At 66.6% G+C, this 14544-nt stretch carries 11 protein-coding genes; 5 read left to right on the top strand and 6 right to left on the bottom strand.

Features of this window, described 5'->3' with window-relative positions; genetic code table 11:
- The first annotated feature begins 32 nt into the window (after nucleotides 1-32).
- Nucleotides 33-362 carry a nuclear transport factor 2 family protein gene (locus tag U742_RS0110370; RefSeq protein ID WP_029352691.1) on the top strand — a complete coding sequence of 110 codons (330 nt, stop codon included), beginning with the start codon at nucleotides 33-35 and terminating at the stop codon, nucleotides 360-362.
- Nucleotides 359-1147 carry an SDR family oxidoreductase gene (locus U742_RS0110365; RefSeq protein WP_029352689.1) on the top strand — a complete coding sequence of 263 codons (789 nt, stop codon included), beginning with the start codon at nucleotides 359-361 and terminating at the stop codon, nucleotides 1145-1147. Before U742_RS0110370 ends, U742_RS0110365 begins: the two co-directional genes overlap by 4 nt.
- A 256-nt stretch (nucleotides 1148-1403) precedes the next feature.
- Here U742_RS0110365 and U742_RS23705 read toward each other — a convergent pair whose 3' ends face one another.
- The 5 genes from U742_RS23705 to U742_RS0110340 all read right to left on the bottom strand — a co-directional run bounded on the left by U742_RS23705 (nucleotide 1404) and on the right by U742_RS0110340 (nucleotide 6445).
- Entirely contained in the window at nucleotides 1404-2882 is a 1479-nt protein-coding gene (locus U742_RS23705) for an amino acid ABC transporter permease/ATP-binding protein (RefSeq protein ID WP_029352687.1), read from the bottom strand.
- Between the two features lie 26 nt (nucleotides 2883-2908).
- Complete coding sequence (locus U742_RS0110355; RefSeq protein WP_029352685.1) at nucleotides 2909-3763, bottom strand: substrate-binding periplasmic protein; 855 nt, start codon at nucleotides 3761-3763, stop codon at nucleotides 2909-2911.
- A gap of 115 nt (nucleotides 3764-3878) precedes the next feature.
- The gene (locus tag U742_RS0110350; protein WP_051661036.1) at nucleotides 3879-4241 is read right to left on the bottom strand and encodes a carboxymuconolactone decarboxylase family protein; all 363 of its coding nucleotides are present in this window, start codon (nucleotides 4239-4241) and stop codon (nucleotides 3879-3881) included.
- A complete protein-coding gene (locus tag U742_RS0110345) occupies nucleotides 4238-5248 on the bottom strand; it encodes a dipeptidase (protein ID WP_029352682.1) in 1011 nt (336 codons plus the stop codon). The genes U742_RS0110350 and U742_RS0110345 overlap by 4 nt, the downstream gene beginning before the upstream one ends.
- Before the next feature lie 42 nt (nucleotides 5249-5290).
- On the bottom strand, nucleotides 5291-6445 hold the full coding sequence (locus U742_RS0110340) for a mandelate racemase/muconate lactonizing enzyme family protein (RefSeq protein ID WP_029352680.1): 1155 nt from the start codon (nucleotides 6443-6445) through the stop codon (nucleotides 5291-5293).
- Nucleotides 6446-6583: 138 nt separating this feature from the next.
- Between U742_RS0110340 and U742_RS0110335 the strand changes: the two genes are divergently transcribed.
- Complete coding sequence (locus tag U742_RS0110335) at nucleotides 6584-7255, top strand: helix-turn-helix domain-containing protein (protein ID WP_051661035.1); 672 nt, start codon at nucleotides 6584-6586, stop codon at nucleotides 7253-7255.
- Nucleotides 7256-7564: 309 nt separating this feature from the next.
- Here the strand turns inward: U742_RS0110335 and U742_RS0110330 are convergent, their stop codons facing one another.
- A complete protein-coding gene (locus tag U742_RS0110330; RefSeq protein ID WP_029352676.1) occupies nucleotides 7565-8638 on the bottom strand; it encodes a site-specific integrase in 1074 nt (357 codons plus the stop codon).
- Nucleotides 8639-8837: 199 nt separating this feature from the next.
- Here U742_RS0110330 and glgA point away from each other — a divergent pair, with 199 nt between their 5' ends.
- The gene (gene glgA / locus U742_RS0110325) at nucleotides 8838-10295 is read left to right on the top strand and encodes a glycogen synthase GlgA (protein ID WP_029352674.1); all 1458 of its coding nucleotides are present in this window, start codon (nucleotides 8838-8840) and stop codon (nucleotides 10293-10295) included.
- Complete coding sequence (gene glgX, locus U742_RS0110320; RefSeq protein ID WP_029352672.1) at nucleotides 10292-14476, top strand: glycogen debranching protein GlgX; 4185 nt, start codon at nucleotides 10292-10294, stop codon at nucleotides 14474-14476. Before glgA ends, glgX begins: the two co-directional genes overlap by 4 nt.
- Nucleotides 14477-14544: the final 68 nt, after the last annotated feature.

The raw sequence follows: 14544 nt of genomic DNA, 5'->3' as shown, positions 1-14544 counted from the left end.
ACGGCTGCGACCGCAGCAAGCAGGACAGAACAATGTCGCTCGAACTTCCAATCCCCATCGCCGCCTATGTGGCCGCGAACGCCCGCCTGGACATCGATGGCATGTTGGCACCCTTCGCGGCCGACGCCGTCCTTCGCGACAACGGCGCCGTTCTTCAGGGGCACGCCGAACTCAGGCATCTCTTCGAGGAAGCAGTGGTCGCGGTGAGGGCGATCTTCACCCCGGACACCGTGCGGCACGAGGACGATCAGGTTGTCGTCGAAGGACCCGCCCATGGCGACTTCAAGGGCAGCCCGATCCGCTTCACCTACCGCTTCACGCTCGAGAACGACGTCATCAAAGCCCTGGAGATCACGGCATGACCATTCAGGCTGATCCGACCGAGTTCGCGGGCAAGCGTGTGCTCGTCAGCGGCGGCACCAAGGGTCTGGGCCGCGCCACCGTCGACCGCTTCCTGGCCGGCGGCGCCCGGGTGGTCACCGCCGCCCGTGGAGCCCTAGAACCTATCGATGGTGTTGAGTTCGTCCAGGCGGACCTCACGACGGCCGAGGGCGGCGAAGCCCTGGCCAGGTTGGCGCTTGAGCGCCTGGGCGGCATCGACATCCTCGCCCACGTGCTCGGCGGCTCCACCACACCGGGTGGCGGCTTCGTCGCCCTGACGGACGACCATTGGCTCTCCGAACTTAATCTGAACCTTCTGGCGACCGTCCGTCTCGATCGCCTGCTGATCCCGCAGATGATCGAACGGGGATCGGGCGTGGTGGTGCACGTCACCTCAATCCAGTCGGTCCTGCCGCTTCCCGACGCGACCACCGCCTACGCCAGCGCCAAGGCCGCGCTCCGGACCTACAGCAAGTCCATCTCCAAGGAACTCGGTCCCAAAGGGGTGCGGGTCAACGTCGTCTCCCCCGGATGGATCATGACCGAGGGGACTGATGTCTTCCTGAAGCGCATTCAGGACGCCAACGGCGGCACGCTTGAGGACGCGCGCCAGCTCGTCCTGAAGGGCCTCGGCGGCATTGCCATTGGTCGCGGCGCCGAACCCTTCGAGGTCGCCGAAGCCATCGCCTTCCTGGCCTCGGATCGCGCCTCTTCGATCCATGGTTCGGAGCTCGTCGTCGACGGCGGCACCGTCCCGACCGTTTGATCACAAAGGTCTGTCCACGCTTGGCCGAACGGGCCGAGCGTGGACAGATGCATGCCCATGGTCCGCTGCTCTCAACGTCTGCTCTCCGGCCAACAGCGACTTTCCGCTCATGGCGCCCTGCGGCCATGGACGCGAGGGTGGCCGGGTTTTTGACAAATTGAAGCGTTTGCTGCGAAGCCGGTAGGTACTCCCGCCGTCAGCATATGCGAACACAGCCGCGACGGCTCAAAGGGAACAAGTTCCTCAAGAACAGCTTCTACCCTCTGAAACTCGCCACGAAGGCCCTCGCGCGGTCCGTCGCAGGATTGCTGAAGAAGACCTCCGGCGTCGACTGCTCAATGATCCGCCCTTCCGCCAGGAACAGGATCCGGTCGGCGACGTCGCGCGCGAAGTTCATCTCATGGGTGACGACGAACATGGTCATGCCGTCGGTGGCGAGCTGGCGCATGACGCGCAGCACCTCGCCGACCAGCTCCGGGTCGAGCGCCGATGTCACCTCGTCGAACAGCATGATGTCGGGGTGCATCGCGAGCGCGCGAGCGATCGCCACACGCTGCTGCTGCCCGCCGGAAAGCTTGGCTGGATAGGCGCCGGCCTTGTGCAGCAGCCCAACCTTGTCGAGCAGCGCTAGCGCCTCGGCCTCGGCCTGCCGGCGCGGCAGGCCAGCGACGTGGATTGGCGCCTCGATGACGTTCTCGATCACCGTCCGGTGGGGGAACAGATTGAATTGCTGGAACACCATGCCGACCCGTGCGCGTGGCACATCGGATGGAGCCTTGTCCGCCCAGATGTCCATGCCATCGATGACGATCTGTCCGTCGTCGATGGTCTCGAGCTTGTTCAGTGTGCGCAGCAGCGTGCTCTTGCCTGAACCGCTCGGGCCGAGCACGACGATTACCTCGCCACGCGCGACGGTCAGTTCGATCCGGTCGAGCACGGGGTGATCGTGGAACTGCTTGCTGACATTGCGGACCTCGATCAGCGGGCCGTCGGAGCGCAGCGCGGGCGATCTGTCCGGCGCCGAAGCGGCCGGCGCCTCGCGCACAGCCTGATCGACCTCCGGCACGGGCGCGACACGGTCGATCCGCGAGCGAAGCTTCTGCTCAAGCCAGCTCGTGAACAGCGTGAGCGGATAGCATAGAACAAGGTATATTCCCGCGACGTAAGTGTATATCTGAAAGTGCTTGTATGTCGTCGACGCAAGCAGCTGCCCGGCGCGCAACAGGTCTGTCACCGCGATGACCGACACAAGCGCGGAATCCTTGATCATTCCAACCGAATAGTTGGCGATCGGCGGAATGACAATACGGAATGCCTGGGGCAGGACGATGCGCCGCATCGTCATGAGCGGCGACATTCCGAGGCAGGATGCCGCTTCGCGCTGACCATAGGGGATGGCCTGGATGCCGGAACGAAACACTTCGGCGAGATAGGCGCTGTAGTTGATACCGAGCGAGAGCACGCCTGCGGTGAAGGAGTCGAAACGTATGCCGGCAAGGGGTAGGGCGTAATAGACGTAGAAAATCTGCAGCAGCAGCGGCGTTCCACGCAGGAAATCGATGTAGAAGGCGGCGGGCCACCGGATCAGCCGGTTCGAGGACCCTCGCGCCAGCGCCATCACGACGCCGAGGCTGAGCGCGAGGGTCATCGACACGACCGAAAGCTTGACTGTCATCCACGCCCCGGCGAGCAGGATCGGAAGGAACTCGACAAAGTCTTGCCAGGAGAAGGACATGGATGGCGATTCCGCGTCTGGACGGCTCAGGAGGCGCGGTTGCTTTCGTCGAGGCCCCACTTCTTGAGGATCTTCAGGTCGGCGCCTTCTTTCTTCATCTCGGCCAGGGCCCAGTTGACGGCTTCACGCAATGCCACATCCTCCTTGCGGATGCCGGCGCCGACATTCGTCTTGTCCGGACGCACCTCGTAGCCCTTCAGCACCTCGACATAGTTGGCAAGGTCCGGCTGCTGGATCAGCAGATAGCCGAACACCGGACCGTCCACGAGCGCGGCGTCGAGCCGGCCGTTCTTGAAGTCCTGCAACATCTCGGGAACCGCCGGATAGCTGGAGATCTTGGCGCCCTTCGGCGCGAGCTCGTTCAGCCAGTCCATGTAGATGGTGCCGGCATAGGAGGCGCCGCGATAGCCCTTGGTCAGGTCCTGCATGGACTTGATGCCGAGGGGGTTGCCCTTGGCGACGATGAAGGCGTCGCCATAGATGTACCAGGGATCGGTGAAGGCGATCTGCAGCTTGCGCTTCTCGGTGATGGCCATCGCATCAGCGACGATGTCGAAGCGTCCGCCGAGCAGGCCGGGGATCAGGCCCGAGAACTCGTTCTGGATCATCTCGCGCTTGGGGATGCCGAGCTTGTCCATGATGTAGAGCAGCATGTCGGCGTCGATGCCGCTGATCTGCTGGGTCTTGGGATCGAGGAAGTTGAACGGCTGGTCGTTCGATGTGCCAAAGACGACGGTGCCGGCCTTCTTGACCCGCTCGAATGAGCCGTCCTTGGCGGCGATGGTCGGGCCGTCGGCGGCGAGCGCCGGGCCGACGCCGGAATAGGCGAGCGCTCCGGCGAGGAGCGAAAGGAACTGTCCGCGTGTGATCTCAGTGTTCATTTCCCATGTCCTGTCGTTGTTGCCGTAAGCACTGCTTAGGATCGGAAGCCGTCGGCCGGACCGCGCCCGTAAAGCCGGCAGGCGGCTCTTGCGCGTCAGGCGACACGCGCTGACGTCATCCGGGCGTGGATGGCGAAGACGCGTAGGCCGGCTTCAGCGCCGCGCAGATGGCGGCGGTGTGGGCGTAGGCGCCGGCCAGCATGAGAAGCTCGTCGAGCTCGTCGTCGGTCATGCCCAGGCCGCGGGCGATGTCGATGTGGGAATCGATCGCGTAGCGCGCGTTGAGTGCGATCGAGATCGCGATGGCGATCATCTCCTTGGTCTTGGCGTCGATGACCCCCGGCGCCATAGCCACCTTCAGGCTCTGCCAGAACTGAGCGGTCATGCGCGGAAACGGGATCATGACGCGGTAGAAGTCGGGCAGCTCGGCAAAGCCACGCTCGCGCATGATTTCGTTGAAGATCTCCGGATGGCTCATGGCTTCGCCTCTGCTGCGGCAGGCTCGTTCCAGGCATCGGCGAGGAAGCGGACCCAGTTCTCGCCCATAACGGCGCGGATGCGCGCTTCCGGCCAGCCGCGACGCAGCATGGTGGCGGTGATGTTCGGGGTGTCGCCGATGCATTCGAGGCCGGCGGGGAACACGGCATCGGCCACCGGCACGATGCGCCGCCCATAGCCCTTGTCCCGCCCCAGGAAATCCAGGAAGTCGGGGCCATAGCCCTCGGTGAAGTCGGTGCCGTAGCCGACCCTGTCCTCTCCGATGAGGTCGATCGTGTACTCGATGGCCTCGACGAAGTCGTCGATGGTCGATTCATTGCCGCGGCGCAGGAACCAGGGATATACGGTGATGCCGACGAAGCCGCCGTGATCGGCGATGAGCTTCAACTGGTCGTCGCTCTTGTTGCGCGGATTCTCGCGCAGCGCCGCCGGGCAGACATGGGTGAAGGCCACCGGCTTCTTCGAGGCGAGGATCACGTCCTCGCAGGTCTTTGGGCCGACATGCGACAGGTCGCAGAGGATGCCGAGCCGGTTCATCTCGGCCAGCACTTCGCGGCCGAAGCCGGACAGGCCGCTGTCGCGATCCTCGCGGCAGCCCGAGCCGCTCAGGTTCTGGGTGTTGTAGGTCATCTGCATGACCCCGACGCCGAGCTCCTTGAACAGCTCGAGATAGCCGATCTGGTCGTCGATGCCGGACGTGTTCTGCCAGCCGAGGACGATGCCGACCTTGTTCTCGCGCTTGGCCCGCGCGATGTCGGCGGTGGAATAGACCTGCAGCAGGATGTCGTCGTTCTCGCGGATCCAGCGCTTCCAGCGGACGATGTTGTCCATCGCGCTCTTAAAGTCGTCCCAGATGCAGCAGGTGCAGTTGGCCGCGGTGATGCCGGCGCCATGCATGTGCTCGAAGATCTCGCGGCTCCAGTTCGAAATGATGAGGCCGTCGAAGACGACCGCATCCCGATGAAGAGCGTCAGCTGAAGCGGACATTTGCATCCCCACGTCCCACGTCTGCGGATTTGATTCTTCTGTTCAGTCGAGCCTGAAGCGCGCGAGGCGCTGCTCGTCGATCTCGATGCCGAGGCCGGGGCCCTCGAGTGGCAGAAGCGCACCGTCGGCGGTCGGGAACGGTTCGGCGACGATGTCGTCCTCGTAATAGTGGCCGGCGATGCGGTAGGGGTGCGCGCCAGCCGGCGCGCTGATCGGGATCACGCATCCGAGGTCCACGCAGGGGGTCGCTAGCGCGAAGGCCAGATTGGCGGCGGTACCGATGGCGGATTCGATCGAGCCGTTGACGTCGCACCGGCAGCTGCCCGCCTCGGCGATGGCGGCGACCCGGCGCGCACCGGCAAGCCCGCCCGCCTTGGCGAGATAGATCGAGATGTGGTCGGCGGCGCCGGCGGCGACGAGCTCCATCGCCTCGCGCGCATCCCACGAGCTTTCGTCGGCGATGATGGGCACGTCGACGGAGGCGACGACGCGCGCCATCTCCCTGTGGCCGGAGGTCGGCTGCTCCACCATGCTCACACCGGCGTCCGTCAGGCGACGCACGACGGAAATGGCGTTGCGCGGATCGCCATAGCCCTGGTTGGCGTCCAGTCGGATGGTGATGTCGCCCCCGACCTGCCGGCGTACCTCCTGCACCAGCGCGACGTCGCGCTCGGCATCCTCGCCCCCCTTGATCTGCATGCCGCGCGCGCCGTCCTCGACCGCCCCGACGGCCTCGGCGACCGCCTCGTCGAAGGCCATGAGGCCGACCATGTGCGTCACCGGCACGGCCTCGCGGGCCAAGCCTCCGAGAAGCCGATAGAGCGGTACGCCCGCCGCCTTGCCGGCAAGATCGTGAAGCGCGATATCGATCGCCGCCTTGGCGTAGCTGTTGCCTTTCAGCGCCTTGGACATTACCACCCGCAGTGCTTCGATCCGCGTCGGATCCTGTCCGATGAGCCGCGGCGCAAGGACGTCCTCGACGACCGCGCAAACCGTGCGAAGCGTTTCGCCGGAGCGACGGCCGTGATCCCCGCCCCAGTCGGGAAGGGGCGTGGCTTCGCCTATGCCGACGAGCCCTTCGTCGGTACGGATGCGGACGAGCACGAAGCCGCCAAGATCCACCGCAAGGCCGGCCCATTTGAAATCGCGCCGTGCCGGCAGGCGGAAGGGGATCGCTTCAATCGCGGTGATCTTCATGTCCATACCTTTCGATGGACCGCAGTGAAGAACCTGTGATATTTTTTCGCAAGAGAAAATTTTCTTTAAAGAGAAAATTGCGAGAAAAATGTTCACTATGTTAAAAATTGGGCGTGCCCCGGCGCAGTTCCGTGCAAAATGCCGTCGAACAGGAGAGCTTCGGTGAGCGATAACAGCGTCGCGAGCGTGATCGGCAGTCGCCTCAAAGAGGTGCGCAAGGCAAACCGGCTGACGCTGAGCCGGGCGAGCGAATTGTCCGGGGTCTCGATCTCGACCCTGTCGAAGATCGAGAACAACCAAGTCTCGCCGTCCTTCGACATCATCAAGAAGATATGCGATGGCCTCGACCTTTCGATCGAAGAGTTCGTGCGACCTGGCGCGCCGAGCCAGATTTCCGGCCGCAAAACCGCGACGCTCATCGACGGCGGCGTGCATTTCACCAGCGTGCAGTACGATTACAAGGCACACGCGACCGAAATCTCACGAAAGGGAATGGTGCCGCTCGAGATAACGGTGCGCGCCCGCGCCATCGAGGAGTTCGATCACTGGAGCCGGCACCATGGCGAGGAGTTCGTCTACGTGCTCTCCGGCGCCATCGAGATTCATACCGAGTTCTACGAGCCTTACCGGTTGAACCAGGGCGAGAGCAGCTATTTCGACAGCGGAATGGCGCATCTCTACATCTCCGTGAGCCCGGAAGACGCGCGCGTGCTGTCGATCTCCTACGATCCCGAGCAGGGAGGGCGCCGGATTTCGAACTTCATGAATCCTTCGGCGCAAGAGGTGCCGCGGAAGTCGAAGACTGGTTGAATTAGATTGAATTCCTGCCGTGCTTGCGGATCGAGCGCGGCGTTCGCTCCTGGACGGGTAGCGCGTGTCCGTTCTTGGCGCTTAAGCGGCAGGTGCCCAGGGGCACGCTAACGGTGCCCCAATTCTGCTATGCGGCGAGGTTCTCCCGCACAGCGCCGTCGGCAACAAGCCGCCAATTGTGCTCATGAAGGCGATATTCATTGGTGGTTGGACTTGCTCGCAAGTCTTGCCGAGATGATCGAGCAGGACATCGCTGCCCATGGAGCTGATGGTGTCCTTGTGGTTGGCCTGGGAGTTGGAAGAGCCGGTCTAAACCGGGTCCCACTTCTTCCAGTCGAAGTCGGCCCATTTGTCGCCGGTCTGGCGCAGATGGGAGTAGCGCTGAAGACTGCTCCACGTGCGATGCCCGGAGACGCTGGCCGCCTGCGGGATTGTTCGCCCCATCTCGAATAGCCGAGAGACGCCCTCGTGGCGCAGATCGTGCAAGTGAAGGTCCACAATCTTCAGCTCATCGCACGCGGCGCAGAACGCTTGAGCGACAGTGTCCTTCTTCCATGGGAAGACTTCCTCTGAGGACCGATCCATCGACAGGATGATCTCCAAGGCGTGCTCCGGAAGATCGCACCAAATGTGATTCCCCTCCTTCGCATCGGAGTCCTTCATATCTCGAACGAGGACGCGCTTCCCGGCCTCATCCAGATCGGCCCACCTGATCTTGACGATCTCCTCCTGCCGGCGTGCCGAGAAGAGCGCGAAGGGTATGATCTTCGTCATGGGGAGCGATCTGCGCCACCGCTCCGGACGATCGGCAAAGTGCTGCATCAGCCGCTTCACTTCGTCGACGGTCGGCCGGCGAGTACGACGCTTGCTGTTGCCGGTCGTGGCCATGAGCTTCATCACGTTGCGGGCGCTCTCCATGACGCCGGCATCGAGAGCCACATTCCAAGTTGGCTTCGCTATGGAGAACACGACGGCAAGGTGTGCGATATAGCTCGCGACCGTAGCGGGGGATCGCTCCTTTGAGAGCTGTTGAGCGAACTCGGTGATGTCGCTGCTCTGGATGGAGGCACAATCCATTTCGGTGATGTGGTAGATTTTTATGAGCTTGAGCGTAGCCTCTTTCGTGCGGCCGAATTTTTTCGAAGACTGCTCGATGTACTGGTCGATGGCCTCGCCGAGCGTCATTTTCGGGCTGCTCAGGCGCTCCATCGTCCCTGGCTTGTCCAGCTCGCCTTCGCGCTTGCGTATCCATGCCACCGCGGCCGACCTTCTGTCGAAGGTTTGCGCCTCGTTGAAGATCACCTTGCCCTTTTGCTTCTTTCTGATCTGAGCCGTATATCCGACCGATCCACCCCCTCGCTTGCGAGTGGTGATAATGCCCATGATGTCGCCGTAAGCCTCACGCCGGTACTATATTGCGGCGCCGGACGATGCGAAACGGTCAAGAATGGGCGTAAATGAGCGGCAATCGGACGGCGCTGTACCTGACTAAGAGTTGGGAAATAGGAATAAATGAGAATTCTCAAGGCGCCGCAGTTACCCTCCCAGCCGATGATCGACCGGCTGGAGACGTGAGGACGCAATGCCGCCCGTGAAGGTGCTCTCGGTCGTCTCCGAGATCTATCCGCTGATCAAGACCGGGGGCCTCGCGGATGTCGCCGGGGCGCTGCCCGGCGCGCTCGGCCCCGAGGGCGTCGAGGTGCGCTCGCTGGTGCCCGGCTATCCGCGCGTGAAGGCGGGCATCGGCAAGGCCGAGGTGGTGCACCGCTTCGACCATCTGTTCGGCGGTCCGGCGCGGCTGCTGGCGGGCAAGGCGGCGGGGCTCGACCTGTTCGTGATCGACGCTCCGCATCTCTACGACCGGTCCGGCGGCCCCTATGCCGGCGAGGACGGTAAGGATTTCGCGGACAATGCCCAGCGCTATGCCGCGCTCGGCGTGGTCGCCTCGGGAATCGGGCTCGGCCTGGTGCCGGCCTTCGTGCCGGATGTGGTGCACGCGCATGACTGGCAGGCGGGGCTGGCGCCGGCCTATCTGCACTATTCCGGCGGCCGGCGGCCGGGAACCGTCATCACCATCCACAACATCGCCTTCCAGGGCCAGTTCCCGCGCCAGCTCATGCCGGCGCTCGGCCTGCCGGCGCATGCCTTCGCCATCGACGGCGTCGAGTATTACGGCATGATCGGCTATCTGAAGGCCGGCCTGCAACTCTCCGACCGCATCACCACGGTCTCGCCCGGCTATGCCGCCGAGATCCTGCTGCCCGAGGCGGGCATGGGGCTCGACGGCCTGCTCAATGTGCGCCGCTCGGTGCTGCACGGCATCCTGAACGGGCTCGACGAGGCGGTGTGGAACCCGGCGAGCGACCCGCTGATTCCCCGTCCCTTCGATGCCCGCGCGCTCAAGGCCCGTGCCGCCAATAAGACGGCGCTGCAGGTGCGCCTCGGCCTCGATCCCGATCCCGCCGCGCTGCTGTTCGGCGTGGTGAGCCGGCTCTCCTGGCAGAAGGGGCTCGATCTTCTCGCGGAATCGCTCGGCGCCCTGCTGGACATGGGTGCGCAGCTCGCCATGCTGGGTTCGGGCGATCCCTATCTCGCCGAGCGCTTCTCCAGTGCGGCGCGGGCCCTGCCGGGCCGGATCGGCGTCGAGCTCGGCTATGACGAGGCGCTCGCCCATCTGATCCAGGCCGGATCGGATGCGTTGCTCGTCCCATCGCGCTTCGAACCCTGCGGGCTGACCCAGCTTTCCGCTCTGCGCTACGGCGCCCTGCCGGTGGTGGCGCGGGTGGGCGGGCTCGCCGATACGGTGGTGGACATCAACGAGATGGCGCGCGCCGCCGGCGTCGGCACCGGCATCCAGTTCTCGCCGGTCACGGTGCCGGCCCTGCAGGGAGCGCTGCGCCGGACCGGCGAGCTGTGGCGCGATCCCCCGGCGTGGCGGCGGGCGCAGCGCAACGCGATGGCGACCGACGTGTCGTGGCGGGGCCCGGCGGCGCAATATGCGCGGCTCTATCGCGACCTCATCGCGGAGCGTGCCGGGTGAGCGAGTTCTCCGTCTCTCCCGGCCGTCCCGAACCGCTCGGTGTCACCGCCGATGCCGACGGCGTGAATGTCGCGGTGTTCTCGGCTCATGCCGATGCGATCGAGTTCTGTCTGTTCGACGCGGAGGGGCAGCGTGAAGTGGCGCGCCTCGCCTTGCCGTCGCGGACCGGCGACATCTTCCACGGTCATATCGCCGGGGTCGCGCCGGGTGTGCGCTACGGGCTGCGGGCTGCGGGCCCGTGGGCGCCGGACAAGGGCCACCGCTTCAACCCCTGTAAGCTGCTGGTCGACCCCTATGCCGTGCGGCTCGACCGGCCGTTCCGGCTCGATGCCGCGCTGTTCGACCAGCGCGCGCGGGGTGCCTCGCGCGACGAGATCGACAGTGCTCCCTTCGTGCCGAAGGCTATCGTCGAGGCGTTGCCGGAACGGGCGCCGGCACGCCCGCCCTTCGCCTGGGGCGACCAGGTGCTCTACGAACTGCACATTCGCGGCTTCAGCCGGCTGCATCCGGGCGTTCCGGTCGATCTGCGCGGCCGCTTCGCGGCGCTCGCCCAGCCGGCCGTGCTCGATCACCTGACCCGACTTGGCATCACCGCTGTCGAGCTGATGCCGGCCATGGCGTGGATCGACGAACGGCATCTGCCGCCGCTCGGCCTCTCCAACTACTGGGGCTACAACCCCATCGTGCTCGGCGCGCCTGATCCGCGGCTCGCGCCCGGCGGCTTCGAGGAGGTGCGGGCGGCGGTCGAGGCGCTGCACGAGGCGGGCATCAGCGTCATCCTCGACGTCGTGCTAAACCACACCGGCGAGAGCGACGCATTCGGGCCGACCGTCTCGCTGCGCGGGCTCGACAACGCGACCTATCACCGGCACGCGGTGGAGGAGCCTTCGCGCCTGCTCAACGATGCCGGCACCGGCAACACGCTGGCGCTGGAGCGGGCGCCGGTGCTGCGGCTCGCCATGGACAGCCTGCGGCGCTGGGCGGCGACCGGCATCGACGGCTTCCGCTTCGACCTCGCCGCGACGCTCGGGCGGCGCGTCGGCGGCTTCGACCCGGAGGCGCCGTTCCTCGCGGCGATCCAGCAGGACCCTGCGCTGCAGAACCTCGCGCTCATCGCCGAGCCGTGGGACGTCGGGCCGGGCGGCTATCAGGTCGGCAAATTCCCGGCGGAATGGGCAGAGTGGAACGACCATTTCCGCGACACCGCCCGGCGCTTCTGGCGGGGCGATGGTGGCCTCATAGGCGAACTCGCCACGCGGCTCGCCGGCTCGGCGGACATCTTTACGCCGCGCCACCGGCCGCTCTCGCGCGGCGTGAACTTCGTCACCGCGCATGACGGCTTCACCCTCGCCGACCTTGTCTCCTATGCGCACAAGCACAACGAGGCGAATGGCGAGGACAATCGCGACGGCACCGACGCCAACCATTCCTGGAACCACGGCGTCGAGGGGCCGACCGACGACCGCACCGTCGTCACCTGGCGCCGGGCGGACATGCGGGCGCTGCTGGCGACGCTCATGGTCGCGCGCGGCACGCCGATGCTCGCCATGGGCGACGAATGCGGCCGCACGCAGGGCGGCAACAACAACGCCTATGCGCAGGACAACGAGACCGCCTGGATCAACTGGACGCGTTTCGACGGCGGGCTCGCGGACTTCGCCGGCGCGCTCATCGCGCTTCGCCGCGGTCATCGCGCGCTGCGGGGCGAGGCGCCGCTGAACGGCCGGCCGCTCGACGACAGCGGTATTCCCGATGTCGAGTGGCGCTCGCCCGCCGGCGGTCCGGTCGACTGGTCGGCTCCCGGAAACCGCGTGCTGGTCGCCGCCTTCTACGCGCCGGCGAGCGCGCAGGAGCCCGCCGACCGCGTGGCGGTGGTGCTCAACGGCTCGGACGAGGCGGTCGACGTGGTGCTGCCGTCGGCGCGCGACGGCTTCGCGTGGGACGTGGTGCTCGATAGCGCGACCTCGGCGCAGGCTGCGCCGCTGCGCCTTGCCGGCGAGAGCTTCACTGCCTCGGCGCGCGCCGTGTCGATTACGGTCGAACAGCCGGCGCCCGAGGCACCGCGCCGGGCCGCCGATCCCGCGCTCATCGGCAAGCTGGCGGCGGCCGCCGGCATCGCGTCCGAATGGTGGGACGTATCCGGCACGCGCCACGCGGTGAGCGACGACACCAGGCGCGCGCTGCTCGCCGCGCTGCGCCTGCCCGCCTCGGGGCGGGGCGAAGCGCAGGACAGCCTGGCCTCGCTTTCCGAGCAGCAATTCGCCCGCGCATTGCCGCATGCGTTGGTCGCGCGGACAGGTGAGCCGGCGCGCCTCCGGCTCGGCGGTGCGGCGGCGCGCGCCGGGCGGGCGCTGGAGCTTGCTGTCCAATGCGACGATGGTACGCGGATCGATGTGCCGATCGCCCCCGACAGCGGCGAGCGGGCGGAGCTTGCGCGGCCGGACGGACGGCTTGCGCTGGTGCGCCATGTCGATCTGCCGGAATTGCCGGTCGGCCGTCACCTCCTGACGCTCGGCGACACGGACTGCCGGCTCACCGTCGCGCCGCTGTCGTGCTACCTGCCCGACGCCCTTGCGAGCGGTCGGCGCGCCTTCGGCGTCGTCGCGCATCTCTATGCGCTGCGGCGCGCGGAGAACGATCAGGGCATCGGCGATTTCACCATCCTTGGCACCCTCGGGGCGGCCGCGGCGGCGACAGGCGCCGGGACGGTGGGCGTCAACCCCCTGCACGCGCTGTTTCCCGGCGACCGGGAGCGGGCCAGCCCCTATTACCCGTCCGACCGGCGTTTTCTCGACCCGATCTATATCGACGTCGCCGCCCTTGCCGGCCCCGAGGCGGTCAACGCCGCGCTCAACGGCCATGCCGCGACCTTCGCGGCGCTCGCCGCGAAGCCGGCGGTCGACTACAGCGCGGTGTGGGCGGCGAAGCGGGCGGTGCTGGCGAGTGCCTTCGCGCTGTTCGAATCACGCCCCGATCCGGATTTCGAGGCCTTCTGCCGCGTAGGCGGGGAGCCGCTGCGCCGCTTCGCCGTCTTCGAGGCGATGTCCAGCGCGCATCCGGCGCTCGGTTGGCGATCCTGGCCGGAGGCGCTGCGCGACCCTGCTGGCGCCGGCGTGGCCGCCTTCACGCGGAACAATGAGCGGGCGGTGCGCTTCGCGCTCTGGCAGCAATGGATCGCTGACCGGCAGTTCGCCGGGGCGGCGGAGAAGGCCCGCGCCGGCGGCCTGAGCCTCGGCTTCTACCGCGACCTCGCGGTCGGCACCGCGCCGGACGGCGCCGAGGCCTGGGCCGAGGCGGACGCGCTGATGCAGGGTGTGACGGTGGGTGCGCCGCCCGATCCGCTCGGACCCGAAGGGCAGAACTGGAACCTGCCGCCGCCCGATCCGCTGGCGCTCCAGCGCGACGGCTATCAGGGCTTCGCGCGTCTACTTGCGGCGAATATGCGCCATGCCGGGGCGCTCAGGATCGACCATGTGATGGGGCTGCGGCGGCTGTTCCTGCTGCCGGAAGGCGCTAAGGCGACTGAGGGCGCCTATCTGTCCTATCCCTTCGACGACCTCGCCGGGCAGGTCGCGCTGGAGAGCACGCGGGCCGAATGTCTGGTCGTCGGCGAGGACCTCGGCACGGTGCCGTTCGGCATGCGCGACCAGCTCGCGCGCGAACGCATGCTGTCCTATCGCGTGCTGTGGTTCGAGCGTTCCGAGCAGCGTTTCACGCCACCGGAGGACTATCCCAGCCTCGCCGTCGCCTGCGTCTCCACGCATGATTTGCCGACGCTCGCCGGCTGGTGGTCGGGGGCGGATATCACGGAGCGTCGCGCGCTGGGCCTCGACGGCAATGAGGCCACTGAGGCCGCGCTCGGCGCCCGGCGGCTGGAAAAGGAAGAGCTCGCGCGCGCGCTCATCCGGGAAGGGCTGATCGAGGCGGTGCCTGACCTCGACGGCGACCTCGGCGAAGCCTTCTTCGTCGCCGTGCATGCCTATGTAGCGCGCACCCGTTCGATGCTGGCCCTCACGCAGATTGACGATCTCGCCGGAGAGACGGTCGCGGTGAACCTGCCGGGCACCGACCGCGAGCGTCCCAACTGGCGCCGGCGACTTTCGGTGACCATCGACGAGGTGCTCGATACCGCGCATGCCCGCGAGGCGCTCGCCGCCATGCGCACGGAGCGCGGCGGCTGAACTACTGCGCCGGCGGAGGCGTCGCCGGCGTGGCGGGCTGTGTCACCGGGGCTGCCGGCGGCTGGGCC

The sequence above is a fragment of the Allobosea sp. 117 genome, from assembly GCF_000702305.1.
Taxonomy (GTDB): domain Bacteria; phylum Pseudomonadota; class Alphaproteobacteria; order Rhizobiales; family Xanthobacteraceae; genus Ancylobacter.
This window is presented reverse-complemented; position numbering and strand designations above follow the sequence as displayed.